Consider the following 26824-nt stretch of genomic DNA (forward strand, 5'->3'; position numbering starts at 1 on the left):
TAGTTAGCTCCAAGCTTTCGTCATTTCATCTCTTTTGCGCTGTTCATCCACTTCAATATAACGTTTAAAACTCTTATAATCAGAATGCCCGGTAATTTTCATCACAACTTCGGCCGGAATCCCTTTGGCCAAAGACAATGTCACAAAAGTTTTTCGCCCGGTATGGGCACTTATCAATTCATACTTGGGGAACACTTTCGCATCTCTTTTTGCTCCCCTGTACCTGATGATTTCTACAGGCTCGTCAATGCCAGCAAGCTTACATAGCTCCTTTACATAGTTATTGAACTTTTGGTTGGATATGATGGGTAACGGTTCTACGCGTTCCTCATATTTAGCTAAGATTTCCCTAGAATACCTATTCAGAGGCACTACTGAAGGTTCTTTGGTTTTGGTAATGGTCAGGCGTATCTCATCTCCCTTGATATGCTCTCTTCTCAACTGCCTCAAATCAGAATATCGGTAACCCGTGGCACAGCTAAAAATGAAAATATCCTTCACCTGCTGTAGTCGTTTATGCTTTCCCAAGTCCAAATTATACAGTGCATCAAACTCCCTTTGGTTAAGGGCAATTACTTCAAGCCTTTCTTTCTTAATGGTAAACTCTTTGTAGCCATCATGTACTTTGATACCCCTTCTCCTGGCATAACTTAAAAAGGTCTTTAGGGTACTTAGTTGTTTACCAATGGAAACATTGTTAAGAGTGGTCACCCTTCCCGTTTTATTATTCACTTCTTTCCATCCTACCAAGTAATTTTGAAAGGCTTGCATGAAAATATAATCCATGTTCTCGAACCGGATTTTCTTTCTGGATTTCTTCTGGAAATTTTTTAGGTGCTTTCGCAGGGATTTATACACCACCAAACTGCCTTTAGCCCTGATCAATTCATTATCCTGGATATATTGATCAATAAAATCATAAACCAAACCCTCCGGCTCAGGTTTCTCCACCTTCTCTTCATTGGACTCCTTGTAACTATCTACTATTTTTGATGCACTATAGGGAACCCCAGAGAATCTAAATTCTTCCTCAATTTTTTGAATCTTGAATTTAAGCTCGTTTAGTTCAGACTCGTACTTGATAAGTACTGCTTTCGGAGGGACTAAATCTCCGTGGGTCTTTTCTAATTGATTCCTTTGCTTTAAAGTCAGGGGCATAATATTTCTAGCCGCCTCAGACCACAATTCAGGAATTATTGATATACCAGTAGATATCTTTCTTTTCTGGCCATTCAATGCAATTATAAGGGAAATCGGCATTTCACCTCTTTTGTTGATCAAGTCCTTCCTAAGCGTAAATCTTAATGATGCTTCCATTTGGTATAGTTTTTCATATCAAGGAGTTAGTCGAAAAGTCAGGGTCTTTTTCAGGGTCCTTTTCAGGGTCCTTTTCAGGGTCCCGAAAGCCAAATTTAGACTATCACAGCTTGTCAAATATTCACACCAAACATACACAAACAACTGATTTAATGCAACTTACATCAATTAGTGCAAAACACTAAATAGTAGGTTCATTTTCCTCCTCCTCTGCACAAACAAACCCTAACTCGCTTAAAAGTAGTGAGTTAGGGTTTTTGTTTTTAATTTAGTAGCGATTTTAGTAGCGATAAATTAATAATAGTGGATCAAGCAATATTTCTGGGGGGCTTGGAATTCAAGCATAGATTTTAGATAGTCTGTACAGGAAGAAGGCTACGTTTCTAACGCCTCTGAACTGGCTTCTAAATGCCTTGATCTTTGCATTAAAGGATTCTGCTGAAGCATTGGTGCTTCTGCTTTCAAAATAGTTGAGGATGGTCTGGTAATGTTGCTGGACAGTCCTGGAGACGGTATTGAAACTATTAAATCCTGCCTTTTCAATTTCATTGTACCATTTGGCAAGTCTTGTAAAGCCCGCTCCCTTGTCCTTGACGGTATGGTAGATATGCCCCGAGCTTTGTGCCAGTTCATAAGCCTGCTTTAATGAAGGATAGTAGCGGAAAAGCAGTTCAGCCCTCCAGATTTGGGAAGGAGTCCATTTGCCCTTGTTTTTGAACAACAGGTAACGGCTCCTGGCCAGGAGCTGTTTGTGGGTGTCCCCGTTTTCCAAACGATCGGGAACAAAGGGCCGTCCCACTTTCTTGGCCAATTCCATTTCGGTATTTTCACGGCCCAGGGCCTCCCAACGGTAGGCGATCCGCATTTCCTGTACCGCATCGTAGGCGAGTTGCTGTACATGGAAGCGGTCGGTCACCAGGGTAGCTGCCGTAAAGGTCCCGCGGACAATCTGCCCCATACTGGCAGCCATGTCCAGGGTCACCTCTTTTACCATTCTGCGTTTTTGGAACGGGATTTTGCGGCGAAGCACCTTCTTGACCGTTTCACTGTCAGTACCTTTGATCATGGCTATCAAAGTTCCTTTCCGGCCCTTACCGGCTTTGTTGGTGACCACCGTGTAGAGTTCTCCCTGCGAAAGGGAGGTCTCATCTATACTGATATTTGTTCCGATGTTGTCGGGGAATACGATATGGTCTTCGGCATGGTCAAGTTGGTCCCAGCTGGTATAATCGCTCAAATGGCTCACATATAGTTCTTCCAGGAGTTTGCCGTTCAGGCGATAATATTCCCCGAGGCCTTTACAGCTTACCGGCCTGGAATCTATGCAGTGCTTTTAAAAAAGACGCGAATTCCCTGGTCATTCGCGTTCCCTTTGCCACTAGTCCCCAGTTACGGGAAACTATCTGGCCACTGCCTTCCACCTGCGGCGCCTGACCTTCAGGTAGCAGGCCTTTCCACGGATGGGAAAATCCTGTACCGTTGAAGCTTCATAAAACCCTTTTGACTCCAGATTATGGGATGAATACTCTTCCGGAAAGATATTATTTTCATCCAGACCGATGTAATAGGCATCCTGCCTATTATCTATCGAACTGATCTCAAAATATTCCAGTATGCCTGCTGGCAAAAACAAACCTAAAAAGTCCTTGTTCACTGTCTTTCTTTTTCCTCAAAAGTAATCGGTATTCAAATACCCCCCAACTTTTCCGCTTGATCTATAATAGTCTACTTAACATTGATTTATCAAAAAACAACTTAAGCATCAATGGATGTTTTTATTTTTAAAACATCCCATTCTGTTCTAACAGGTCTTTTTTTCTTAGTTTATCGCAAAATTATTTCAATAATTCAGCTATTTTTAAAGATTGTAACAATCTAAATTAATATTATGGGACAACCTGCTCTGAAGATTCAAGATGATTTAGAAGAAAATAAAGATAAACAAAAAGGTATTACCTCTAGAGAAAAGGTGGAGAATACTGAAACCGAAGAAATCGTTCTTGGAGTTTGTTCCCCAATTGGTTCTCTTAAAATTGAAGTTATTGAAGAATTAAAAAACACATTATCATATGTATATGGGTATGAAGTAAAAACAATTAAATTAAGCGATTTAATAATAAAACACCAATTTGGACCAAGTAAAAGCCTTACTGGTAAAACTCAAAAATATTCAGATTTATTACACAAAATAAATGAGGGAAATAGACTAAGAGAAGAATACACTAGATCCATACTTGCGGATCTAGCAATACAAGAAATAAACCGTGACAGGTATGAAAGATGTAACATATCCCCCAGTGAAGTAAAGAATGGAAATTATTCGGAAAAACTTAAAGGCAATAGAGTCTGTTATGTAATTGATTCTCTTAAAAATTTAGAAGAACTATATTTGTTTAGAAAAATTTACAGAAGTATTTTTTACTCTTTTAGCATCTTTTCCTCCAGGGAAGAAAGAATTGAGAAACTAAAGGGAAATGAGCTTTCCCACAACGAAGCTATAGAACTTATCGACAAAGATGAGTTCGAAAATAGACAAAATGGTCAAAATGTAAGAGAAACTTTTATTGAGTCAGACTTTTTCTTTAGAGTATCTTCCGCTAATAAAGAAGAAATTAAAGAAAAAATAGAAAGATATTTGCACTTGATTTTTAACAGCAAAGTAGTAACTCCATTGCCACACGAACAAGCTATGTATATAGCTAAATCAGTTGCAGGGAATTCCTCATGCTTATCTCGTCAAGTAGGAGCAAGTATCACCGATGAAAAAGGTGAAATAATTGCTAAAGGATGGAATGATGTTCCAAAATATGGAGGAGGATTGTATAACGAGGGGAGTTCTATCGACCATAGATGTTTCCTTTCAGGAGTTTGCAGTAATGATAAAGAAAAAGATCAATTAGCAAAAGCCATTGCAGATGAGCTTAACAGATCGGGATTAGATCTTTCAGCTAAACAACAAAACAATCTTGAAAATGTAATCCGTAAATCTAAAATTAAAGATTTATTAGAATTTTCAAGATCTGTTCATGCGGAAATGCATGCAATTATTTCAGGATCTCAAATAAGTAGTAATAGGATGGTTAATGGCAAGCTTTTCTGTACTACTTATCCATGTCACAATTGTGCAAGACATATTATTGTTGCCGGAATAAAAGAAGTTTATTATATTGAACCATATATAAAAAGTTTATGTACCAAACTCCATGAAGATGCAATAACTGAGGATGAAAAGGATGATAAAAAAGTTAGAATTCTAATATATGATGGAGTAGCTCCAAGAAGATTTTTAGAATTTTTCACTAAAAAGCTTGAGAGAAAAAATTCTAATGGAGATTTAATCAAGCCAAAATTAAACACATTAAAACCAAAAAATAGATTAACTTTGCAGGCCTTAGATGTTTTAGAGCATCAAACGACTCATGTACTCAATGATTTGAAATTCTTTGAAAATAATGAAAAAGAAGAATAACATAACTAATTGTACAAATTCTCAAATGTTAATTGAATTTGACATTAAAGAAAAGAAAGAAAAATGCACAAAGGTAGTTTCTTTACACTCTTACAGGGAAAAGGAATTAGGAAAAGACTATTTAGAAGCAATACTTTCAAAAAAATCTTTTTAGATTAAATAGATAAAAGGCTGACTTTCACAAGTTGGCCTTACTATTTTCCACACATATATGAGCTCCTAAAAGCATTAATATTTTTTATCGATTTCAAATATCATTTTCTTGTGGATATAATCCTCCTCATCAATGATTTTATAAGCATCAGCACCATCAAATACACATAATACCCCCTGTTCGTTTAGGTCGATAAAGGGTGGCTCAAAAGAGCATCTTTTTATCGATTATTCCGTTGGTATGGTGACGAACTTGGTGATATTATTGATAAAGATGATCTGGTCGACCTTATGATTGCCTGACTGGATGAATTCGCTAAAGGCCTTTTGGGCAGCCTGGGTATCCAAGGCTTTAATGCTTCGAATAAACTTGCCCAAAGGTTAATCTCTATATTCCCCGATATAATCTTCTCTGGTACCGCCCTCAGCTCCATCAGTTAGCTTCCTACTACAACTTTGGAGACTGATATTGACGAACTAGTTGGACCGCCTCTTCAAAGGTCAAAGTTTGGGGAATATTTGAATAGTATTTTTGTTCAAGGTTTTGAAGTTGATAATGAAGGAATTTCACGTTGTCATATTCCTGAAGCCATTTCTTTATCTTATCTCGGACCATCAAATAACTTACCTCATGCTGCGCTCCTTTTTCTATCAGTGCGCTTAAATAATCATTTCGGCTAGACCACATTCCTGAGCCATAATTAAACTTGATCGAATCTTCTAAAATTTCAATTAAACCATCTATTGGAGCTGACTTCAAATTGATTGATTTCCCATGTCTGTCAGGAATTCTTTTATTTCTTAATATCCATTCTTTTTCATATTCAAACGCAACACTTTCATTTAGAATCTCGAGATTCTGTATAAACATCAGTTTCGCTTCTTCATCATCTCCATTTAAGATTTCCCTTTCCAAAGTTTCTTTTAATTCCAAATATCCTGCTTCCGCCATCAACCTCGAAGCATGAATTTGCGACTCCTGAGGTAATACCTCAAAAATGTCAAGAAGCAAGTCTAAATCTGAGCTCAGTTCTATATACTTAGTTATAAATTCACGCTGATAATAACCTTCCCAATTATCATTCAGAATTTCATCTAGAATCATTGGGGCAGCTTCTCGAACTTTAAAATCATGACAAAATTTAATATGGCTTTGTCTGACAACAGGAACCATAACGCTATTCCTTAAATTATTTAGGGCTCTTTCACTAACTTTTTCAAACCCCAATTTTTCAACAACATAATCAAAAGTATCTGGCTCCCTCTCATCTCCTTTTAAGTTTACCTTGTTGATTTTACCTGGCAACAAAAAACATTCTAAATTGAGTAAGTCTAACAAGATTGGCGGAGACACTTCAATATCAAAGCGTTGAATTAAATAGGATATATATAGTTCTACATACCGGTAACTATAAGAGTTATTATTTCTGTGCTCTATTGCGGTTTTAAAGTTCGCAGTCTTTAACTCATCTTCCACCCATGTGAAAATAAATCTGGTGACATCAGGAGTAAATTCAAATTTTTCTATCCCCTTATCATACTGTACTATATTATGAATTTGGAACCATCGCCATCTGAAACTATTATTAACCAAATCTTCTATTTCAGTTAATTTAACGAATTCTTTATTTCTGGCAAAATCCCTTAAAGTTTCAACAACAATATTGTTTGTCATTTCTTCATCATTGAAATTCCTTCTTTTCCAATCATATAAATCATCTTTTATAAACTTGATCTCACCTTCTTCCTTAAAAATATTGGTCACCTCTGAAAGGAATTCTTTTTTAGAGAACAACAATTCTACATCTCTTTTTCGCCTAGACTGTCTCTTTGCTTGATAGTCTATTACTTTAATTGCATACTTTTCGGGATCAATTTTCAACAATTCTTCTTGATACAGATCATACACTTCTCTGCTACCATCCACTCCAAGTATATTTCTGAATTGCCAAGTTTTTGGATCCTTAAAATTTCCAGAATTTATTTCACCAACTATAAAATTTAAACATACCTCATCGCAAACAATAGCCATTCCATAAGTCAAATCAAAACCTCTATCCTCCTCAATCAACCAATCTGTATAAAGGCACTTAAATGCTTTAGCGGTGGTGTCGGTATCATTAAAGAATTTACGAAAATAACCTCCCACCTCCTTATAATAGCGGTGTGAGAATGATCTTAGTAATTCCAAAACATGATCAAAAATTTCATGATTGTTTTTGTAATCCTCAGCCGCTTTAGCCAATAAATCTTTTACGAACTCAAAAAACTCAGAATGTAAGGAAGTAGGCGAATCTAATTCATATGCCCATTTTATGATGGGGATAACATTTTCACTCGTGTTAATTCTATCAAAAAGCCTTTTTAGAATATATTTTTCGTCTGATAGAAAAGGCTTACCTCTATTCGGAATACCATTAACTGTAACTCCTATATTCTCTAAAATTTCAATACCCCGCAGGATTATTTTGATATATCTTTCAGGTTGACTTGAAGTCTCCAAATACCTATAAAAACCCGCTCTAATGTACTGACTAGATTCCAGGTCATTATTTTCAAGGATTAAATCTGTTAATAGATCATCATTGATTTTAAGTTTGGATAGGGCATTAAAACATTCATATTTAATTTCTTCTGAAAAATCAGTACTAATAATAATTCTTTTTATTTCTTCACGGATTTCTATTAAATATTCCCCAATTTGCTCAAAATAATGTAAAATTCGAACTGCCTCAGTAATCACAAGTCTATCATTGGATTGCTTGATTTTCTGAATAAGGAATTCAACGATTTTCTTACTATCGGAAACAAAGTTCGCTAAATCATCAGATTCAAATTTCTCATTTCGGATGATGATTTGTTTGGACTCAAAGTCCTCATAAATTTCTCGAAATAGCCTTTCTCTTAACCCTAATTCAAGTTTATCCTTTTCGAATCGAACCAAAACATCTGGCTCAACTTTAATAATCCAGTCAACTAATTTATCGTGTTTTTCATCTTCCGGATCTATAAGGCTAAAAAGAAAAGAAAGAGTATTTAACCAAGCCGGTTTAACTTTATTAAAATCAGGTCTAAAGGATATAAATCCCTGAATTTCTTCGAAGCTTAGTTCGGATAAAAATTGTGCTGCTAAAAACTCCTGAAAGTTATTATGCTCAAATTCCCAACGCAACCCTTCATTAGATTTATTAAATAGAAAGGTTCGCTTAATGACCTCCAAAAAATCATGGTCTCTAATGAGTCTTTGAACTTCAGTTTTATCATCTAAATAGTTTCTTCCAAGACATTCGGCAATTATTGCTAATCCCTTTATTTCCTGGCTTATGCGGTAAGAATAATCTTCGATGTTTATCCCAGAATTAGCATATTTTTCGTAATCTTTTTCAATTCGCTGTTGTATCAAATATTCAAAAACAGACTTTATTGATGAAGGGTATTCTTTTTTTGTTTCGAAAATTTCGACTATATACACCAAAAAGAATGGAGAATAAAGCAAGTCATAAAACTTCCTCTTTCTAATATTGAAAATAAACTTCTCAGTTGGAACATCTATCTTATTCTGTAAATAATAATAAATAGAGGAGAAGTCTAATGGCTGAATTAAATAGGAGCTAAATCCATCAAGTTTAGCCTTTCTTTTATTGGATTCAATGATATAGAAATTATTTCTACATGACACCACAATTTTAGAATCCCGGTACTTTTTACTTAATATTTCAATTTTAGTGGAAGCTACATCTATGTATGAAGAATGGACCTCATCCAATGCATCCAAAAGGATTAAAAGGCGGGATTGCGGTACTTGATCAATTTCAGGAAACTCAAGCCTCAAAAGTTCCTCAAGATCTTGGGTAGAAAGAATATTTAACCTAATCTTTACTGGAAAAAGATCAGATTCCTGATTAGAATGTAGATATGCCAACTGATCCAATTCAATACTTTTTCCTGAACCACCCACACCTAAAATTGTCAGCCTCTTTTCCTCAAGAATTAGATTTGGAAGTGATTTAGATTCAACCCCAAACTCTAAAATATCACCACGAGTGGGGCGAACATATCGATGAATATAATTTTGAGGAGCTGGGTAAGTAATCTTTTTAGGCAGTTGGTCGGTTTGATCAATAGTTTGATCATTTGATAATTTAAATTTATCAATTGCCTCAAACATTTCTAGAATTTTAGAATTAATCTCACCTATTTGATTTCCCCCAATATGTTCCCCTACTAACTCATAGTTTTTTCTTTCATGCTCCGATTTCATGTTAAGCAGAACTTCTACGGTATATTTTTCGATATTTTCGTCAATTGTCGTATGATGATTTGGACACATTACAAGCAAATTTTCAAATGAGTCCACATCATTCTTAGGATAGTTCGAATCATACCGAGGACCAGTAGCACTTACTGCTCTGATATGGCACATTTCTCCGAGAAATACTTTCTCCTCTAGATTAAAAAGACGTTCGTTACAACCTGGAAAACTGCATTCATTTCCTGAAAGCGCAAATAGTTTTTTTTGTACAGGTTGCGATATCGCTTTTCTCTTCATCTTTTAAAAATGTAAGTATTCCATTCTAGTTTCAATTAAACAGAAGTCACCCCACATCAACACCCCCATTAATCCTATCCAAAATGCTAATGATCTTGGTAACCTGTGCGTCATCAAATAGCCCAAAAGGTCCGCTATCATTGATATCTTTAAACGGTGATTCAAACAAGGCTCTTTTGTCTATCACTCCATTTTGAGTCAGGTAACCAATGATCAAATCCACAAACTTGATCTGCTCCGCGTTTAGGTTTTGAGCTTGGATAAACTCCGCAAAAGCTGATTGAACAGCTTCTTTTTCCAAACCAACCAATTCCCGTATAAATAGACCTAAGGGTTTACCCTTACCTTCTTTTTCAAATTCCTCTTTCGAACCTACCTCATCCGCATTAAAGAAAATCTCTTGCAATTGTGCTAGTTCGGCTTCCGTAATAGGTTGGTTGGTTTTGATTTTGCTAATGACCAAATGATCCTTATGGTCATTTATATACCGCTCCACTCGTCTTCTATAGGGCTCCAAAGGGGCTTCTTTCACCAAGCTCTTTTCTTCTATTTTTGTAAGATCCAGATAATCCTGGAAATGCGTTTCAACTAAAGGCTGATCTACCGCATCAAGAAACTGCATCAATTCCCGAAGTGATTCTCGTACATCTTCCAAGTCAACTACATTGGCATGTTGTAGGAAGCCTCCAAGCACTTTCTTGATCATAGGCATTCCTGCACTTACCACAGGTATATTACCTTTTCGCTCCAGCACTTTACAAGCTCCACTAATTTTGTTCTGATACCTACTCGTCATTCTTCCCCCTTTCAATGCCAGTTGGAAATTCAGCATCAGCACATCAAATCTTCTAGCAGACACATCATCATCGTCCTCCGACAAAATGAGCGGGACAATATGAGTTCCGATTTCCTGCAGTTTCGAAGGGCCTAGATCTGCCCATTGATCTTTTTGCTTGAACTTTACTGCAAATTCCAAGTGATGTCGGACTACAAATCGTTCCTGATTAAGTGCTGCAACTTGAGAATGAAGTAAACTTATCAACTCCTCTGCAAATTCATTTTCCTCTTTGCTATTGGATTCTCTCAGAGCTAATGCCAAGTCTAGTCTCAATTGGAATGCTTGCTGTGTCAAGGATAGCCCTAAGCTACCCTTGCTCTCTTCTGGATTGACTTCGAAAAACTCAAAGTTTTCGCAGTAGTCAAAAATCAAAAAACTGTCTTTATGCTGGCCGGGACCAAATAAATTTGGCCTTAATCGAGTCCCCCGGCCAATCATTTGCCAAAATTTCGCGACTGATCTAACAGGCTTGAAGAAAACCAAGTTCACTACTCTTGGCGCATCCACTCCGGTATCCATCATGTCCACTGAAATGGCTATTTGTGGCTCCTTTTCTTCTTTGTCCAAAACAAAGCGCTCTAGAATATCCTGGGCTTTCTCGGTCTGATTGTCAATGACCCTGCAAAACTTCCCTGAATACTCTGGATAGTTTTTATTGAACCGCTCTTCGATATAAACGGCATGCTTATGGTTCTTGGCAAAAATGATGGTCTTCCCAATTTTGTCTCCTCCATCCACTTTGATTCCCGAAGTCATCAAATGATTCAATACCTGATCTACGGTATTGGAGTTGAATAGCCATTTGTACAATTGGCTTTTATCAATGCCGTCTTCTGCTTCCTCATTACTGGGATCCCCGAACTTCTCCTCATATTCTAACTTCTCTTTCTCAGACAATTCCGAATATTTAATGCCTTCTCGCATGAATTTCAACGGAACGCTGATCGCCCGAGGTGGCACCAGGAAACTATCATTTACGGCCTGATCCAATTCATAGGCAAACGTGGGATTATCGTCTTCGATTTCAAATAGCTCATAGGTATTATGATCCACATCTTTCTTTGGAGTAGCAGTCAATCCTAAAATAAAAGCATCAAAATACTGGAAAATTGCCCTGTACTTTTGATAGACAGATCGGTGAGCCTCGTCAATAATGATTAAATCAAAATGTCCAACACCATAAAATCGACCTTCCCCATCTCTAGCTTGGTCGATTTGATTCATCATGGTAGGATAGGTTGAAAAAACCAATCGGGTGGAATCATTTTCCTTTTCTTTGGTCAAATCAATACTGGTCAGGTCTGGAAGGTGTTCCGTAAACGCATTTTTTGCCTGAGTCACCAAGGCATTTCGATCTGCTAAAAAAAGGATTCGCTTTGCCCAGTTGCACTTCACCATCATGTCAACTATCGAAGCTGAAGTTCTGGTCTTTCCACTACCTGTGGCCATGATCAACAAACTCTTTCGATGACGTTGTTTGATCTTCCCATCTTTGATCACCGATAGGTTTTCAGCAACTCGCTGGATCGCTTCTGTCTGATATGGCCGACCGGTGATGGCAAGATTCACTTTGAAATCCCTTAAATCTTTTCGCTCTTTTCTCCTTCGAATCGCAAGTTCCAGCTGGTCTTTGGTCATGAATCCGCTCACCTTTCGATCAGGAGCAAACAGGTCATCCCAAAGGTAAAAGTCAAATCCATTGGTATAGTAGATCAATGGACGTTGCTTGAATTTCTTTTCTAGACAATCTGCATAGAGCGAAGCCTGGTGTCTTCCTTTGCTAGAATTTGCGGTTGTCTTTTTCGCCTCTACAACGGCCAATGGCAACCCATTGTCACTCCAGAGCACATAATCCACGAAACCTACTCCTGAAGGGTTGGTGGATAAAGGCATGCCGCTTACTTCAAACTCCAACTCATATCCTTCCCGAAGTCTAGTCCAGCCGGCATCCTTCAATGCGGAATCAATGTATAATTTGCGCGTAAATGCTTCAGATGGAGGTCTAGGTAAAGCCTTGGGTATGGCTTCTGCCTCCCGGGCCTTCCGCTGTTCTTTTAGTTGCTCATGTTGTTTCTCGTGGGTAATTCGCAACAAATCATTAGCGGCCTCTTTTTCTGCTAATTCAGCACGCTTTTTCTCATTTTCCTGCTCAAGTTGCGCCAACTTTTCCCGCAGCAGATCAATCTCCTTTCTGGACTTTTTAAGTTCATCACCGGTAGGAATCAGTGAATCATTAAAATCCGGAACCCGTACTTCTTCCTCCCCATAAGCAGCCATCAAGAAGACACCGAAGCGGAATAGGCACTTTAACAAATGAATCGAATCCTCCTGTTTGATCCGCTGATTGTGGACGGCATTATTTCCGATTCTTCGAATAAGATGCAGTTCTCTATACAGGTCACCATAGGAATCAAAGATTTCTTTAAAACCAGGTTCATGCATGAGACTTGCCAACTTCTTATCAAACGGCCACTCGAGGTCAGCATCATTTTCAAACATCCAGTTCACGCCCAATTCCAATGCGGCACGGGCATTGAAGCACGATTCCACGGGACTGGTCAAGGCAAACTGCTCTGCCTTGATGGCCCGATTGGCTATCTCGGGGAATTCGGTCGATATAAACTGGAAGTTGCTCATTTTTTATTCCACCAACTCTCCTTTAAAGGCTTTTTGTAATAGACCTTGGAAAAGCTCTTCTGCTTTTTCAAGACTTTGCTTTGCTATTACTTTTTCCATTTCAATAACCTTTACAATATTTAAAAATTGTTTCTGCAATTCTATTGGGGGCAAAACAATTTCCACTGCATTAAGACCTTTATTATTAATTCCAGAAATTGTTGACTTGGTTACATGCTTTAATACATATGCCCCTCTTGCTCGATCATTATTCAAGAAATAAAACAAATAAATTGGAGTTAATACTTTTTGATCAGGAGTCAACCTAATCAATGAAGACTCATAAATTAGAGGTTCAGAATATTTTGGCACCATACATGGTTTTGCGGCTCCTTCATAATTCAAGGATCTTCTAGCAACTAAAATATCAGAGTCATTTATTTCATATTTTTTCCTGAGTCCATCAGAAACCAATACTCTCTTAAACTCTCCAGGTTCTAAAATCTGATAAAAAGCATCTGACATATGCACCATCTGAACTCCTTCTTCTGAATAAACATCTTTTGGAGCATAATGACCATTTTGAGTTTTCCGAGTTAGCAGTTTATCTAAGGTCCTTTTTTTCCACCCCTTCGGATTGGTCACCGGATCCCCAAACATATCCAAGAAAATACTTTGAGCCAATTCATCGTATTTGGCGAGAAGCTGCTTGGTTTTTTGGCGGTGGGCATCCGCTGCATCCAAGATGGCTGCGATCTTCTTTTGCGTGGCTAACGGAGGGAGGGGGATCTTAGTCTTTTTGGCTTTCTCTATTGTAAAAGTACCAACCGTAGCTCCATTTGCACCGCTTTGAACCTGTCGCAAAACTTCTTGAGACTGAAAACAGTACTGAACAAATTTACTATCAACATCAGACTTCTTTTTAAACCAAATAATGTTCCCATCTTTGAAATAAAATTTATCACCTTTTTTTACTTTATATGTGATTCCAAGAGTTCCCACACCAGTAATTAAAATATCATCCTCTTTTGGAACACCATATTTAGATTTATAATCTTCATACATCTCCTCTGAGATGAATAATTCATTATCTACGAAACCATATTTAGAAATTTTCACAATCTCTCTTGCTCGAAAAAATGGGATTCCTTTATCTTTCCATTCACTTTGAAAAACTCTCTTACTAGAGGTAATATCAAAAATTTCACCTAGTTCAACAGATTTCATATTAACTTTTTAGAAGTGTTTTCAATTCCTGTAATAATGACTTTCTTTCCTCATCTAAAGAGTTGATACTTTCAATAATCGCTTCCGGCTTCTCATATTCAACCTCTTCATAAACAATCTCTTTGTAGCGGTTAATGCTTAGATCATAGTCATTTTCAGCAATTTCTGATCTAGTAACTAAAAAGCTTTGATCGGTACGGGCACGACCAGCTTCCTGATCTCTATTTTGCCAGCGATTCTGAATATCCGGAATATTGTTGTTGGCATGTGCTTCCTCAGTTGACTTTTGCCCATAAGGTGCACTTTCCTCAGCAGCGATACCATGCCCCAGGGCATTCTCTATCTCCTCCTCTACCGTTTCATTTTTACTCAATAGGGGCGTACGCTTATCATCCAGACTAAAACCATCTGCCTGCATATCGTAAAACCAAACCTGATCGGTGCCACCACTATTGGTTTTAGTGAAGATCAGTACCGCCGTACTCACCCCTGCATAGGGTTTGAATACTCCCGAAGGCATGGAAATAACGGCATCGAGCTTCTGTTCCTCTACCAAGGTTCTCCGAAGTTCTTTATGCGCTTTGGAAGAACCAAAGAGCACCCCATCGGGAACAATCACAGCTGCCCTTCCTCCAACTTTTAGCATGCGTAAAATCAGAGAGATGAAAAGCAGCTCGGTCTTTTTGGTTTTGGTCACGCTCAGCAAGGAACTTTCCACCACATCATAATCCAAACTTCCCTTGAAAGGAGGATTGGCCAGGATAAGCGAATATAAATTAGTTTGATCCTCATTGGCTTCACTCAGCGCATCCTTCCCGATCAGCCTGGGGCTTTCTATCCCATGAAGTTGCAAATTCATTGCTCCTATTCGAAGCATGGTCGCATCAAATTCCACCCCAGTAAACATTTGGTTGTGAAAGTGCTTTCTGAATTTTGCATCCAAAAACCAATCTTGGTGATTTTGATACATGTATTCGGCTGCAGAAACGAGAAAACCAGCCGATCCTGCAGAAGGATCACAAATGGTATCTTCTTGTTGAGGCTGCATCATGTCCACCATCATGCGGATAATATGACGTGGTGTTCGGAATTGCCCATTGGTACCAGCAGTGGCAATTTTGGATAATAAATATTCATAGAGATCTCCTTTTGTATCCCGATCCTGCATATTGATTTTATCAATCATCTGCACCACCTGGTCAAGCAATCTGGGAGTAGGAATCATGAAAGTGGCCCCCTTCATAAATTCCGCAAAAGCACCCGCTTTCTTATCCATTTGCTTCATATGCTCAAAAACTGTCAGACCATTGGAATCAGGTCGAGTGAACAGATTGAACATCGTTTCTGGATCCTTATCTTTGAAATGACTCCATCGGAATTTTTGCTGATCAGCATTGAAAAACTCCAACTGCTTATCAATCCCCATTTGATTGGCCTTTTTTTCTTCCAATGTCTCCATCTCATCCAGCCTACGGATAAAGATGAGGTAAGTCAATTGTTCTATGACAGTCAGTGGATTAGCCACCCCTCCCGTCCAGAAGGAATTCCAAATTTTATCTACTTGTGATTTTAATTCTCCAGTGATCATTAATCTAAATAGGTAATAAAATGTTTTTATATACTCCTTTGCCACCCTATAAGAAGTGCCATGGTGAGTCGTCTTTTGAAAAGCTTAAAACTACGGAAAAATGAGTGTTTTTTAAACACAACCTTAACAGATTCGCAATTTTTACGTAAGAATTAAAAAAACATAAAAAAAATGAATAATGACACAAGAATAATCTTTTCAAAACTTTACCAACTAGGTGAAGTAAACAATGTGAGTAAACTGAAGAAATTAATCGAGGTAATTCGACCATACATTTATCAAAAAAAGATTAGCCCAAGATTTATTGGGGACAGGGCGCTTGATATGATAATTGGAGACAAACTAAAATTATTGTTTTGGAAAGAACTCAGTTTTTTAGAGCTGGTCCCAAACCCTGAAAGAAAATATAGGCATAACCCATATAAAACCAAAATGAACCCAACTGATCAAATCATAATAAAACATACCAACACAAGTAAGTTCGACCCTAACATAAAAATCAAGGTCGATTTTAATAACTTAAATTGTGAACTTGATGGTGATATTTTACATACAAAATAGAAATAAAAAATTGCTATTTTTTTTGGTCAACCCCAATTTTATTCACATCATTAAAACACTCCTCCGCCAACTTACTTAACTCTTCGCCTAAACTGGAAATAGGATATTCTAGACATCTATCCATATAGCCCATATAGGTATCTAAAAAATCATTCTCCAAAATCGCTGGTACTTCCATTAGCCGCTTAACCAAATCCATAATCCCTAGATGATGGCGATGGCCAGCATCCAAGTCTAAAATATCCAAGCCTTTTATCAGCTGGTTATGCTTTAGATCTTGACGGATCAATTCTATGATAAGCTCGTCTTTTTGAATATTGATCATAATGCTCTAGTTAAGTTTAAACAATAGCCTCCTTTATCAGGCTTTCTAAGGTCTCATTACTGCCTTTGAGTTCCCGGAGTATTTCGAGTAAGAAAGCAAACTGCTTGCTATCCATTTGAAATTTTCTTTTTTCGAGTTCATCAAAATACTCAATCAGTTGCCCTGGCCTTATGGTCAAAATATGAATGGGATCAACCTACACATAATCAGCATATCTTTTAATCAACTCCACGGTGATTTTGGTTTCTCCACGTTCATACTTGGTATAAGCGGCCTCGCTGATTCCTAATTGAAAAGCGAGCTCCATGGCCTTAAGATTCCTCAGATTTCTAAAGGTCATCATATTATGTCCTGTTGATTGATTATCAAGGAGTGCTTCTTTAAATTGGTTTGGATCACTCATATCTACATTATTTAGGAAAGGATCATTGCTACAAATACAATTTCCTCACCCTCACATTTCTAAACTATTCCTTGATTCACCTAATCACCATTTTTAAAAACACATTTCCCAAATTCCTCCAATTTCCTTAACTTGTCTTTTAGTTTTTTAATAGCCAAGACTTATGACCAATTCAGCTGCACGAAATATCCATCAGGGACGAAATATCAAACGCTTTAGGGAAATGCTGGGCATCAAGCAAGATGCCTTGGCCCACGAACTGGGAGAAGACTGGTCCCAAAAGAAAATTAGCTTGCTAGAACAAAGAGAAAGCATCGAGGAAAATATCCTAAAACAGGTCGCAGAAATTCTTCATATTCCGGTAGAGGCCATCCAGAATTTTGACGAGGAACAGGCGGTAAATGTTATTTCGAATACGTTTACATGTACTGATTTTAAAGGAAATGCTTCTGTCATGAATTTTCACCCAGTCTTTGATCCTGTTGAAAAAATCATGCAAATTCATGAAGAGAAAATAGCCCTTTATGAAAGGATGCTGAAGGAAAAGGATGAGATGATGGCGAGGTTGGAGAGGTTGATTTCTAAATAATTAAAGTTTGTCAGTTCTTAATAAAGAATTCTAATGTCTGACTTTAATAAAAAGTTAATTGTTTCATCTGTCGCAAAAATATTCGAAGTCAGTTCGGATACTGTTAAAAAGTGGATTAAAATTTTTCATGAGTATTTAAGTTCTAGTGCAGTTCCTCCTAAAGGAACCGAGAGGACATTCGAAATAGAAGATATTCGGGTTTTAGCTCATATATTTTCCTACTGGGAGGATGAACCTGATATTGAATATATCAAGATGGGCTTGAACTCCAATAGCCATTATGATAACGAGCTAATTGACAACCTAATATTGCAAATTAGCCCATTTGTCATAGAACCCAATGATAAAATGGATGAGACCTGGAAACATGGAGTTCTATTTGGTGGTTTGGGGGAAATTGGAGACAGATTTTATCTCGCCAATTCTTACAAATTAGCGGGAGATAGATTAATTGAGACAGCTCTTCAAAACGAAGAGTCATGGGATCTTTTTTCTCCCGCTATATACAATTATCGTCATGCTACTGAATTGTATTTAAAGGATATAACAAACTTTAATAAGGAAAATAACAATAAAAGAAACCCGCACGACCTTAAGCCACTATTTGAAAAGTTCAAAGTAATTTTAAGTGAAGATTATGGAACAACATGCCCTGACTGGTTCAGTAATGTAGTCGATACTTTCAACAAATTTGATCCCGGAGGCACAACATTCCGATATGGAGAAAGGGTAAATTTAGATGAGGTTTTTATAGATTTTGTCCAAATGAAAACCCTCATGGGTTGGATGTCAAAATCATTTAATAAAATAAGAGAACGTCAATCCTCGATGGATTCTTAAATATCATTCCATAACCGTAGGGACACGAAATATCCATCGAAATCCGGTTATTCGGCCTTTGGAGCATTCGGTTTTGAGACAGTTGATGGAGGCGTATAGAAAATGAGTTAGCTCGCGAAGTGGACGAGCGAGATCCACTCATTTTTAGCCTACGGCAAATGGCACAAAATCAAATTGAGACAAACTGATTGTTGTTCCAAACGAATTCACTCAATTTGAAGAATGCTCCATAGCCTAGATTTTTGGTTCTTTTCATCAATGGAAAAGAACAGAGAACTATAACCTTAAATTGTTTGGTTACGCACAACATTACGGATACGCATAAAAAATTTCGCTATCCCATTGGTATGTCATAAAATATTCTTCTGGCGAATTTTCTAGCCTATTGAAATAGATGAAATTATCCCCATGTTTCATCTAAACTTTTAAGCTATGCTAATGATCAATAATTTTAATACAGGAAATAATAGCCGGACCATTATTGCGGATCAGGTTTTTGTCTCAGATGAGGAGACTTATATCCCCTCGCTCCTCTCCAAATCCGAGAAAGAAGATTTGCCGGCCTTTTTTACCCATTTTTTCACACAGCAATATACCTTACCAGAAGCCAGGGCCGCTTTGGGTGCCTTATCCATCAAAATTATTCATGGTGGTCTGGTTACTTATTGGGAATCTGTAAGCCATGCATTTACTTTTAAGCAGGATTTCGCCAAGCTGATTGAGGCTGCCTTTTTGATTTCACAGGAAAACCACCCACACTTGAAGGTAAAAACCATCTCGAAATCCAACCTTGTCCCCAAAGCAGTTTTAGAAAAGAGCAGAAATCTTTCACATATCCTGCCCTATTTGCCTTATTCTACTGACCCGAAAGATTCCTTGGATCCACTCCTTAACCTAAAGATGCTTTTTATCGACCCCAAACCTAAAAAGCTGTTGTCTGTTTTGAACGATTGGAGTCTTTGCACATTAGGGGATTTAAAGCCTTCTTATGAACTCAAAAGCGATCATTATTTTTATGATATGGTATTTCATCTGGTTTTGGATGCTTGCCATTTGATTTATGTGAGGCTTTAAACTTAACTATTTAATTAAATCAATATTGAAACTCTTTAAGACTCTGAGCTTTAATCTAGCTAACAACCTATTACAATTCATAACGTAAATTCATATAGTAGTTTAACGAAGGAAAACTAATACCTTGACATGGAATTATATTTGTTATAAATTTGAGCAGTTAACATTTTAGCAATATGTCTTTATTAATCCCTAAAATTATTAAAAAGAAGAAGTCTAAAAAGACTAATTCACCCGAATTAGGTAGTGCTATCGTTAAAATCGCGCATAAACTTTCTTCTAAAAGATCTGGAAGCCAAGTAGTTAAAATAGGTGATAAGTATTATAGAATTAAAGAACTGGGGTAATAAATGAATATAGCATTTACCACCATTCTGATTTTTTTACTTTTAGCCCCAGGTTTCTTAGCAAGAATTGCTTTCTTCTCCTCAAAGGTTAGTATAAGAGACCGTAATAAAAACTTAATTAATGAACTTACTTGGTCAATTATCCCTTCTTTGACCATACATATAATCGCAATTACTTTAATAGAGTTTTTCACTAATTATGAGATCGACTTTAATCAATTAGGACACCTAATTTTAGGCGTTACTGATAAAAATGCAATTAATAAGAACTTTGGGCAATTAAAGCAATACCTATACCCTATATTTTTTTACAATCTCTCAGTTTTTTCTTCATCGATTTTAATGGGGTACTCATTGCAAAAGGTTATTCGAAAATATGGATTCGATAGAAGGCTACGCTACTTAAGATTCTCAAATAAATGGCATTATATCTTTACTGGTGAATGCTTAGACTTTCCCGATGTACCGGATGATTACGAAGAAATAACAGATAAAATAATAAATGTTCTATGTAAAGTAAATGAGAAGACCATACTGTATACAGGTGAATATTTTAATTATTACATTGACAATCATGGAGATCTTGAGGCAGTACATTTAAAATATCCAATAAGAAGATATTTAGAAAATGATGCTAATGATAAAAACAAATATTACTCTATTGAAAGCAGGTATCTAGTAATACCTAGTTCCGAAATTATCAATATAAATTTTAGATATTTTAATAAAACCGAGCTGAGTGAAAGTGATTTAACGGAAGAAGAAAAAGAAAATTTAATCACGGTAGATAATTCAAATTAAATCATGAATTATCTACACCTCATTTAAATATTCCCCAATCTCCTCTTACGCTTCTTCCTTTTCTTCCTTGGAACTTCTCCTAACTCCCCAGAATCAGGAACAGGCCTAAGCAGAAAATCAAGAATATCAATGGTGCCACTAACAATTTTATGATTAAGGTCAATTTCTTTTCGATCTTTTGTTGCTGTTCTTGCTGCTGTTGAAGCTCCGTTTTTACCACTTCCATTTTGGAATTCATTTTTACCCAACACTGATAATTGGTCTCGATCTGATCGTTCTGTCTGTCCAGTTTTCTGCTGATGTACAGCAGACTGTCCTGCATCTTGGGAATGTACCCCATGAACTCGAGTTGTTTTTTTATCATTTCCTGATAGCCCTCCTGGGTATTTTGATGTTGTTCTTGCGTTTGCCTGGCCAATTGCTTGGCAATCTCTAGTTTGCTCATAGTGTAAGGTATTTGCGATGTTCTTCCATTTGAATTGGTTGCCCAGGGATTGTCCTTTGGCCTTAAAACCATCATAACAATAGGCTACTCCTGATACCCTGCCGGTACTGGCCTGGTTGAACAACAGGTTGGCTCCTGAAGCCTCTACTTGATGGATAAAATCCTCAATGGTATTGGTCTGCTTTAAGGCCTCTCCTACTATTTGCTGTAGCACCATTTTCTTTGAGGGTTTACCGGTTCTAATCACCATTTCGATTTCATCCTTATTAGGCGCCTTGACTTTGGCCTCCTTGCTGCTTTTCACTTGCTGGAGGCCGTATTTCTTTTCCAGTTTGCGCACCAGACTTTCACTTTTTCTGTAATTGTTGCTGTCCGAGACCACGGTTCCATCAAACCGGTTTCTCAGTGTCAACAAATGGCAATGGGGATGGTCAGCATCATGATGTCTGAAAATGAAATAGGCATTGTCATCGAAGCCCATGCCTTTCAGGTACTCACCCGCAATGGACAACATTTTTTCATTTGGTATTTTTTCCTCCTTAGGAAAACTTAAACTAACGTGGTAGGTATTCCGCTTGAGTCTTGGATTCATACTCTTCATCAGCTCTACTTCTTTCTGTATTATTTCCCTGTCCAAACTGGTGAAGTTGGTTTCCAATACTTCAGCACGTCTCCCTTCATCTTTGACCACCAATTTTTTAAGATTATAATCCAGTGCTCCTATAAAGTTTTTGCCGATGGACTGTTTAGCGATCATGGAGTAGCAGTATGATGATCTGATTCAGTTTTTCGGAAAGAGCATCAATTGCTTTCATCCTGCCAGATGGCACCTCAAATTTTGAATTGAGTTGCTTGGCTATCTGGTTGATATTATTACCAATTCTTTTGAGCTCCACATAGGTCTGCCTATCCAGTTTTGCAACCTTGCCCTTGGGCAACCTGTTTTTGAACACGCAGGCCCTGACCACGTCAGCGGCAGGCATCGATGCCACCTCGCATAAACTTCCCAGTACCCTGACCTCTTCTTCGGTCATCCGGAAAGTAAACTTTATATTTCTCTTCTGATTGTCGGGTTTCTTTGGTCTTCCCATAAGTGAAATGAACGGAGTGAGTTTCAACCTGAGCGTAGCGAAGCAAGCCGTTTTGGTCTGACCAAAACATGGCTTGCTTCGCTACGACTTATAAAACGTTGCTACCTTCGCATGCCAATGCTTTTTGACTTTCGATGGTAATCGTTTAGATCTTTATACCCCAAATACTTGCCTGATTGATCGGTGCATTGGCTGAAGTCTTTAAGCAATCTTTTTGTCCACGCCTTGCCCTGTATATCATTGTCCAGGTAAAGGTTTACCCGTGGAAAATCTACTATAATCTTTCTTGCCGCATCCATGTTGGACAGGGAGTTCAGCACCAGAAAGTCATCGGATTCGACCTCTTTTTTGTTTCGATCATAGAAGCTAAGCAGGTCAAAAATCCCTTCGAACATATGCAGTATTTCCCCTTCCCCAGGATAGTAGCTGATACCCTGGGCACTGCTGCCTTTCCAATAGGCATTCCTAATGGCCCAGCCATTCTCATTCTTGTTTCCGATCCCGAAATACTTTTTGTCCCCAATGGAGTAATACACTTCCATGCAAAACCTGGATGCCGTCTCGGCGCTGACCTTCCGATGGAGAAGGTAATCCATTAAGGCCGGATTGCTTCCAATGGCTTTTACCGATCGGATAGTTATTTTTGGTTCCTGCTCCTTTTCCATGGATACCTGTGGGTGAAAAGAAAAAGAGTTACCAGTAATATCTTCGATGTAATGAATGGCATCGGAAACGGACAACCCTGGTTTCAATTTCATGACCAGATCAAGCACCTTTCCCCCATAATTGTCATCTCCAAAATCAACCCATAGGTTCTTGGAGGCACTGACCTTAAAGGAAGGTGTATTTTCTTTTCTATACGGGGAATGATAGAAGTAACTGTCCCCTGAAATCTTTGATGGTTTGATGCCAAGCTTTCCCAGAAAACCAATAATGGAAAGCTCATTGGCTTGTTTGATGTTCATGGTAAGGTTGTTAAATGGTGAAAATGTAAAAACATGATTACTACGGGTACTACTAGTGCGGGAGTGGTAGGCTTTATTAATTTTCTTTTCAATTGCTCATCCTATCTAATAGCTTTAATCTTCGCAGTAGGAAGTACCCTGAATTTCTATTTTTTAAATCCGTTCTTTTGCCTGCCCGCATTCATGACCTCCGACTTTTTGAAATAAACCCTGGTATTAAAGACATGCTCCTTTAAAAACCCTTCCTTTCGCCAATTATTGATCGTCGTCCGGGACCTACCCAAAAGCTTCATAACTTCAGGGATTTGGATCAATTCATCATCCTGCTCTTGGGCAGGTAAAACTTCCGAAAGCCGAGAGGCAACCGCATCGGCGATTTCATCTACCAATATCTCCTTTTCAATTTGTGTTAAGATTACATCGTTCATGGCATAACTGTTTGATTACACTCCAAACTTGCCAAAACTATCTTTTGGGTAGTTAATCCGGGTATACCCAAGTTTTCAAAAAAAAAGTTAGGCTTCTACCTAAATCCCTATTTCATGCTTAATCATCCTTTGAAAGTTCCCTTTAAGTTTTTTGAACAGATGGTATTAAAATTTTGGAAAGGAAATTCTTAACACGACCAAAAAAAGGGCCATTAAAGCCCTCCTTCATCAGCATAAGAATAATAGGATTCACTGGTAACAATAATATGATCCAGAACCGGCAATTCCATCAATTTACCTAGGTTGACCATTCTTTCAGTCAAATTGTTATCGGCATTACTTGGGAATCTATTTCCAGAAGGATGGTTGTGGACCAAAATCATTCCTGAGCTATTCGATTTTACCCCAGCTGCAAAGATGATTTTTGGATCAGCAACAGTTCCAGAGGTTCCGCCCGTCGAGACATCAACGACTCCAAGAACCCTATTGGAACGATTAAGCAACATCACTTTAAACTGTTCTACGAACTGCAGTTTTGACTTATCCCAGTTTTCCAAAAGGACATCATAGGCTTCTTTGGAAGAGGTGATTTTAGGGACTTGGGAGAGCTTGACTTTGGGCCGGTAACTAAGGACGATTTCGGCTACTTTGTTGGAAACGATGTTTTTGCTTTGGGTATCCATAACATTTCATTTTAAGGTTAGAAATTAATTTGGATACCATCCCAGCTTGAGGGCAATCAAGGCCAAGTGGCAACGGAATAAATGAAGGCCTAGCGGGCAGCCCAGTGTTTATGCCGAACGCTCTTGGCACGCTACAGCAGCCCGAAAGCTAACTTTGTATCTGATTAATGAATAAAATTAAGACTGAACAATTATGAAATTATTTTAAAAGCTATTGATTTTATTTACCACCAAAAAACAGTAATTTATTTCCTATTTCTAATCAATAAACATCAATCTAAATTTCCCTTAACGGCAAAAATCAATATATTTGATTTGGCAATAGCCGTTTTTTTAACAAATAACACTACTACTCACGATGCAACCACACACTAACCGCACCATGGCCATGGAGTATCCAAACCATTTATCTGATCAGATAGTCCTCGTCTATTCCATAGTTCAATCACCATTTTATACCCATTCACATTCCGAAAAATACCTTGGTTAGGTTCTTTTTTGAAAAGTGGGAATGGCTTACGTTTATAGTCGTTTGTAAATGGATAAAGACGTAAAAGAGTTGCAGATATACATTTATTAAGCACAAAGCTGTCAGAGCCAAAACGATGTCGATAAATTGAGGGGATTTTTGTTTTGCCTATGCTCTAATAAATATTGATTGCCAACACAAAAAGCAAGAGTGGTCCAGTTCCATCCCACAACCATTCCTTCGATTCCACACTTGCATTCTTTTCCAGCCCAATCGAGAAACAACTTAAAAATGTAACATATAAAGTAAGCCTGTTATGAGAGTTGCAAAATTAAACATTAAAAATTTCAGAGGAGTAAGTTCAGCAGAAATTTATTTTTCCGACCACGTAGTATTAATAGGTGATAATAATACTGGAAAGTCAACAATATTTGAAGCGCTTGATTTGACTTTAGGACCTGATAGAGTGAACCGTAAACCAGTTGTTGATGAACATGATTTTTATAATGGTTTATATCTTACAGATGATGAAACTGATAATCCAGTGATAGAAATAGAATCCTTAATAACCAATTTATCTTTAGACCAACAAAGCCATTTTAAAGACTATGTAGAATGGTGGAATATTGAAGAAAAAAAATTACACACTTCACCACCTCCAAAATCAATTGATAATGAAAATATTATTGCTGCGCTTAGAGTATCTTTTGTTGGACAATATGAAGAGGAAGAAGATGATTTTATAGGTTCAACTTACTTTTCAAGAACAATTGCTGAAAATGATAGACCTCTATCTTTCACCAAAAAGGATAAACAAAGATGTGGTTTTCTTTATCTAAGGACTTTAAGAACTGGTTCCCGAGCTTTAAGTTTAGAAAAGGGAAGTCTATTAGATATTATTTTAAGATTAAAAGATTTACGCCCACAAATGTGGGAAAACACAATTACTGAACTTAATGAGTTTAATGTTGCTACAGACCCTGAATTAGGTATTTCAGGGATTTTAGAGAGTATAGAAACAGCAATTAAAAAATTTGTACCAAAGGAATGGGGCATTACTCCACATCTAAAAGTATCAAATTTAACAAGAGAACATATCAGGAAGATAATTACAGCATTTATTGCTACAGGTTCAGGAGAGCATGCAGCTCCTTTTTATAGACAAGGTACAGGTACGATTAATATTCTCGTTTTAGCAATGTTGTCTCAAATAGCAGAAGAAAAGCAAAATGTAATATTTGCTATGGAAGAACCTGAGATTGCAATTCCTCCTTATACACAGAAACATATCATTCATGAAATAAAAAAACTCTCATCACAATCTTTATTCTCCACTCATTCACCATATGTTATTGAGGAATTTCACTTATCTCAAACTATTATTCTTTCAAGGGATGATAGAGGTATATTAAAGCAATCAGAAGTAAAATTGCCAGATGGAATAAAATTAAAAACGTATAGACAAGAATTCCGTCAAAAATTTAGTGAAGGACTTTTAGCACGAAGAATTATAATTGCAGAAGGTCATACAGAGACTGCTTCGTTACCAGCAGTTGCTCGCAGACTATCAGAGTTAAATCCAGATAAATATTCATCTCTCGAGGCATTGGGAGTATGCATAATTGATGCTGGTAGCGAGTCTAAAATCACGGCCTTGGCAAAATTGTATGGAAGTCTTGGTAAAAGAGTTTTTGCACTATGTGATAAACAAAGTAATGAAGCAAAGAAATTAATTGAAGACAATGTAGAGAAATTATTTATGCATTCGGAAAAGGGTTTTGAGAATCTTGTTTTAAAGAATACAACCATCGAAGCAATGGAAAGATTTTGTGAATTAATTGATTGGCCTTCTCATATAATAGAAAAACACCCCGAACCAAAGAACGATATTGAACATGCTTTATTGAAATATTTTTTATGGGCAAAGGGTAACTGGGGAATAGCTGATTTCCTTTCTCAATGTAAGGAATCTGAAATACCTGATTGGCTCTGTGATGTTTGTATAGAAATTAAAGATTTGTATGAATTATCACCTGAATTTTAGAA

24 protein-coding genes are annotated in these 26824 nt (G+C 37.3%); 9 read left to right on the forward strand and 15 right to left on the reverse strand.

Going from position 1 to position 26824, the window contains the following annotated elements; all coding sequences use genetic code 11:
* Nucleotides 1–3: 3 nt before the first annotated feature.
* The 3 genes from ECHVI_RS02040 to ECHVI_RS02050 form a co-directional block, all read right to left on the reverse strand.
* Nucleotides 4–1317: a site-specific integrase gene (locus tag ECHVI_RS02040; RefSeq protein ID WP_015264269.1), complete on the reverse strand. Its 1314-nt coding sequence runs from the start codon at nt 1315–1317 to the stop codon at nt 4–6.
* A gap of 337 nt (nt 1318–1654) precedes the next feature.
* Nucleotides 1655–2641 carry an ISAon1 family transposase gene (locus ECHVI_RS02045; RefSeq protein ID WP_157501594.1) on the reverse strand — a complete coding sequence of 329 codons (987 nt, stop codon included), beginning with the start codon at nt 2639–2641 and terminating at the stop codon, nt 1655–1657.
* Between the two features lie 75 nt (nt 2642–2716).
* Nucleotides 2717–2971 (reverse strand): ISAon1 family transposase N-terminal region protein, encoded by a 255-nt coding sequence (locus ECHVI_RS02050; RefSeq protein ID WP_015264271.1) that lies wholly within the window; start codon nt 2969–2971, stop codon nt 2717–2719.
* Nucleotides 2972–3205: 234 nt separating this feature from the next.
* Here ECHVI_RS02050 and ECHVI_RS02055 point away from each other — a divergent pair, with 234 nt between their 5' ends.
* Complete coding sequence (locus ECHVI_RS02055) at nt 3206–4786, forward strand: anti-phage dCTP deaminase (protein WP_015264272.1); 1581 nt, start codon at nt 3206–3208, stop codon at nt 4784–4786.
* Nucleotides 4770–4940, forward strand: a complete 171-nt coding sequence (locus ECHVI_RS23810; protein WP_169316416.1) for a hypothetical protein — start codon at nt 4770–4772, stop codon at nt 4938–4940. Before ECHVI_RS02055 ends, ECHVI_RS23810 begins: the two co-directional genes overlap by 17 nt.
* A gap of 227 nt (nt 4941–5167) precedes the next feature.
* Here ECHVI_RS23810 and ECHVI_RS23575 read toward each other — a convergent pair whose 3' ends face one another.
* From ECHVI_RS23575 to ECHVI_RS02075, 5 genes are all read right to left on the reverse strand, one after another.
* Nucleotides 5168–5317: a hypothetical protein gene (locus ECHVI_RS23575; protein ID WP_157501166.1), complete on the reverse strand. Its 150-nt coding sequence runs from the start codon at nt 5315–5317 to the stop codon at nt 5168–5170.
* A gap of 70 nt (nt 5318–5387) precedes the next feature.
* A complete protein-coding gene (locus ECHVI_RS02060; protein WP_015264274.1) occupies nt 5388–9488 on the reverse strand; it encodes an NACHT domain-containing protein in 4101 nt (1366 codons plus the stop codon).
* Nucleotides 9489–9534: 46 nt separating this feature from the next.
* Nucleotides 9535–12963: a DEAD/DEAH box helicase family protein gene (locus ECHVI_RS02065; protein ID WP_015264275.1), complete on the reverse strand. Its 3429-nt coding sequence runs from the start codon at nt 12961–12963 to the stop codon at nt 9535–9537.
* Nucleotides 12964–12966: 3 nt separating this feature from the next.
* Entirely contained in the window at nt 12967–14169 is a 1203-nt protein-coding gene (locus ECHVI_RS22855; RefSeq protein ID WP_015264276.1) for a restriction endonuclease subunit S, read from the reverse strand.
* A 1-nt stretch (nt 14170) separates the two neighbouring features.
* Nucleotides 14171–15757, reverse strand: coding sequence for a type I restriction-modification system subunit M (locus ECHVI_RS02075; protein WP_015264277.1), 1587 nt, complete (start codon nt 15755–15757; stop codon nt 14171–14173).
* Nucleotides 15758–15928: 171 nt separating this feature from the next.
* Between ECHVI_RS02075 and ECHVI_RS02080 the strand changes: the two genes are divergently transcribed.
* The gene (locus tag ECHVI_RS02080) at nt 15929–16318 is read left to right on the forward strand and encodes a hypothetical protein (protein ID WP_015264278.1); all 390 of its coding nucleotides are present in this window, start codon (nt 15929–15931) and stop codon (nt 16316–16318) included.
* A gap of 13 nt (nt 16319–16331) precedes the next feature.
* Here ECHVI_RS02080 and ECHVI_RS02085 read toward each other — a convergent pair whose 3' ends face one another.
* Together ECHVI_RS02085 and ECHVI_RS24010 are read right to left on the reverse strand one after the other, a co-directional pair.
* Nucleotides 16332–16643, reverse strand: coding sequence for a hypothetical protein (locus tag ECHVI_RS02085; RefSeq protein WP_015264279.1), 312 nt, complete (start codon nt 16641–16643; stop codon nt 16332–16334).
* Between the two features lie 196 nt (nt 16644–16839).
* Nucleotides 16840–17046 carry a helix-turn-helix domain-containing protein gene (locus tag ECHVI_RS24010; RefSeq protein WP_015264281.1) on the reverse strand — a complete coding sequence of 69 codons (207 nt, stop codon included), beginning with the start codon at nt 17044–17046 and terminating at the stop codon, nt 16840–16842.
* A gap of 163 nt (nt 17047–17209) precedes the next feature.
* Here ECHVI_RS24010 and ECHVI_RS02095 point away from each other — a divergent pair, with 163 nt between their 5' ends.
* The 5 genes from ECHVI_RS02095 (at nt 17210) to ECHVI_RS02110 (ending at nt 20697) form a co-directional block, all read left to right on the forward strand.
* The gene (locus ECHVI_RS02095) at nt 17210–17635 is read left to right on the forward strand and encodes a helix-turn-helix transcriptional regulator (RefSeq protein ID WP_015264282.1); all 426 of its coding nucleotides are present in this window, start codon (nt 17210–17212) and stop codon (nt 17633–17635) included.
* Between the two features lie 33 nt (nt 17636–17668).
* Nucleotides 17669–18475: a hypothetical protein gene (locus tag ECHVI_RS02100; protein WP_015264283.1), complete on the forward strand. Its 807-nt coding sequence runs from the start codon at nt 17669–17671 to the stop codon at nt 18473–18475.
* A gap of 432 nt (nt 18476–18907) precedes the next feature.
* A complete protein-coding gene (locus ECHVI_RS02105; protein WP_015264285.1) occupies nt 18908–19549 on the forward strand; it encodes a hypothetical protein in 642 nt (213 codons plus the stop codon).
* Nucleotides 19550–19725: 176 nt separating this feature from the next.
* Nucleotides 19726–19896 carry a hypothetical protein gene (locus ECHVI_RS23580; protein ID WP_015264286.1) on the forward strand — a complete coding sequence of 57 codons (171 nt, stop codon included), beginning with the start codon at nt 19726–19728 and terminating at the stop codon, nt 19894–19896.
* Between the two features lie 3 nt (nt 19897–19899).
* On the forward strand, nt 19900–20697 hold the full coding sequence (locus ECHVI_RS02110; protein ID WP_015264287.1) for a hypothetical protein: 798 nt from the start codon (nt 19900–19902) through the stop codon (nt 20695–20697).
* A gap of 23 nt (nt 20698–20720) precedes the next feature.
* Here ECHVI_RS02110 and ECHVI_RS02115 read toward each other — a convergent pair whose 3' ends face one another.
* From ECHVI_RS02115 to ECHVI_RS02135, 5 genes are all read right to left on the reverse strand, one after another.
* Entirely contained in the window at nt 20721–21899 is a 1179-nt protein-coding gene (locus tag ECHVI_RS02115; RefSeq protein WP_015264288.1) for a relaxase/mobilization nuclease domain-containing protein, read from the reverse strand.
* Nucleotides 21889–22233 (reverse strand): plasmid mobilization relaxosome protein MobC, encoded by a 345-nt coding sequence (mobC, locus tag ECHVI_RS02120; RefSeq protein ID WP_015264289.1) that lies wholly within the window; start codon nt 22231–22233, stop codon nt 21889–21891. Before mobC ends, ECHVI_RS02115 begins: the two co-directional genes overlap by 11 nt.
* Nucleotides 22234–22334: 101 nt before the next feature.
* Entirely contained in the window at nt 22335–23198 is an 864-nt protein-coding gene (locus ECHVI_RS02125; protein WP_015264290.1) for a toprim domain-containing protein, read from the reverse strand.
* A gap of 146 nt (nt 23199–23344) precedes the next feature.
* Nucleotides 23345–23626: a helix-turn-helix transcriptional regulator gene (locus ECHVI_RS02130; RefSeq protein ID WP_015264292.1), complete on the reverse strand. Its 282-nt coding sequence runs from the start codon at nt 23624–23626 to the stop codon at nt 23345–23347.
* Between the two features lie 212 nt (nt 23627–23838).
* Nucleotides 23839–24309, reverse strand: a complete 471-nt coding sequence (locus tag ECHVI_RS02135; protein WP_015264293.1) for a JAB domain-containing protein — start codon at nt 24307–24309, stop codon at nt 23839–23841.
* A 785-nt stretch (nt 24310–25094) separates the two neighbouring features.
* Between ECHVI_RS02135 and ECHVI_RS02140 the strand changes: the two genes are divergently transcribed.
* A complete protein-coding gene (locus ECHVI_RS02140; RefSeq protein WP_015264294.1) occupies nt 25095–26822 on the forward strand; it encodes an ATP-dependent nuclease in 1728 nt (575 codons plus the stop codon).
* Nucleotides 26823–26824: the final 2 nt, after the last annotated feature.

The sequence above is a fragment of the Echinicola vietnamensis DSM 17526 genome, assembly GCF_000325705.1.
Classification (GTDB): Bacteria; Bacteroidota; Bacteroidia; order Cytophagales; family Cyclobacteriaceae; genus Echinicola; species Echinicola vietnamensis.

Bases quoted from the DNA above. Each gene is read 5' to 3' on its own strand.
- ECHVI_RS02135 (WP_015264293.1), bottom strand. From the start codon at position 24,309: ATGGATACCCAAAGCAAAAACATCGTTTCCAACAAAGTAGCCGAAATC.
- ECHVI_RS02040 (WP_015264269.1), bottom strand. From the start codon at position 1,317: ATGGAAGCATCATTAAGATTTACGCTTAGGAAGGACTTGATCAACAAA.
- ECHVI_RS02060 (WP_015264274.1), bottom strand. From the start codon at position 9,488: ATGAAGAGAAAAGCGATATCGCAACCTGTACAAAAAAAACTATTTGCG.
- ECHVI_RS02080 (WP_015264278.1), top strand. From the start codon at position 15,929: ATGAATAATGACACAAGAATAATCTTTTCAAAACTTTACCAACTAGGT.
- ECHVI_RS02105 (WP_015264285.1), top strand. From the start codon at position 18,908: ATGCTAATGATCAATAATTTTAATACAGGAAATAATAGCCGGACCATT.
- ECHVI_RS02125 (WP_015264290.1), bottom strand. From the start codon at position 23,198: ATGAACATCAAACAAGCCAATGAGCTTTCCATTATTGGTTTTCTGGGA.
- ECHVI_RS02095 (WP_015264282.1), top strand. From the start codon at position 17,210: ATGACCAATTCAGCTGCACGAAATATCCATCAGGGACGAAATATCAAA.
- ECHVI_RS02055 (WP_015264272.1), top strand. From the start codon at position 3,206: ATGGGACAACCTGCTCTGAAGATTCAAGATGATTTAGAAGAAAATAAA.
- ECHVI_RS02085 (WP_015264279.1), bottom strand. From the start codon at position 16,643: ATGATCAATATTCAAAAAGACGAGCTTATCATAGAATTGATCCGTCAA.
- ECHVI_RS02100 (WP_015264283.1), top strand. From the start codon at position 17,669: ATGTCTGACTTTAATAAAAAGTTAATTGTTTCATCTGTCGCAAAAATA.
- ECHVI_RS02130 (WP_015264292.1), bottom strand. From the start codon at position 23,626: ATGAACGATGTAATCTTAACACAAATTGAAAAGGAGATATTGGTAGAT.
- ECHVI_RS22855 (WP_015264276.1), bottom strand. From the start codon at position 14,169: ATGAAATCTGTTGAACTAGGTGAAATTTTTGATATTACCTCTAGTAAG.
- ECHVI_RS23810 (WP_169316416.1), top strand. From the start codon at position 4,770: ATGAAAAAGAAGAATAACATAACTAATTGTACAAATTCTCAAATGTTA.
- mobC (WP_015264289.1), bottom strand. From the start codon at position 22,233: ATGGGAAGACCAAAGAAACCCGACAATCAGAAGAGAAATATAAAGTTT.
- ECHVI_RS02065 (WP_015264275.1), bottom strand. From the start codon at position 12,963: ATGAGCAACTTCCAGTTTATATCGACCGAATTCCCCGAGATAGCCAAT.
- ECHVI_RS02075 (WP_015264277.1), bottom strand. From the start codon at position 15,757: ATGATCACTGGAGAATTAAAATCACAAGTAGATAAAATTTGGAATTCC.
- ECHVI_RS24010 (WP_015264281.1), bottom strand. From the start codon at position 17,046: ATGAGTGATCCAAACCAATTTAAAGAAGCACTCCTTGATAATCAATCA.
- ECHVI_RS02110 (WP_015264287.1), top strand. From the start codon at position 19,900: ATGAATATAGCATTTACCACCATTCTGATTTTTTTACTTTTAGCCCCA.
- ECHVI_RS02115 (WP_015264288.1), bottom strand. From the start codon at position 21,899: ATGATCGCTAAACAGTCCATCGGCAAAAACTTTATAGGAGCACTGGAT.
- ECHVI_RS23580 (WP_015264286.1), top strand. From the start codon at position 19,726: ATGTCTTTATTAATCCCTAAAATTATTAAAAAGAAGAAGTCTAAAAAG.
- ECHVI_RS02140 (WP_015264294.1), top strand. From the start codon at position 25,095: ATGAGAGTTGCAAAATTAAACATTAAAAATTTCAGAGGAGTAAGTTCA.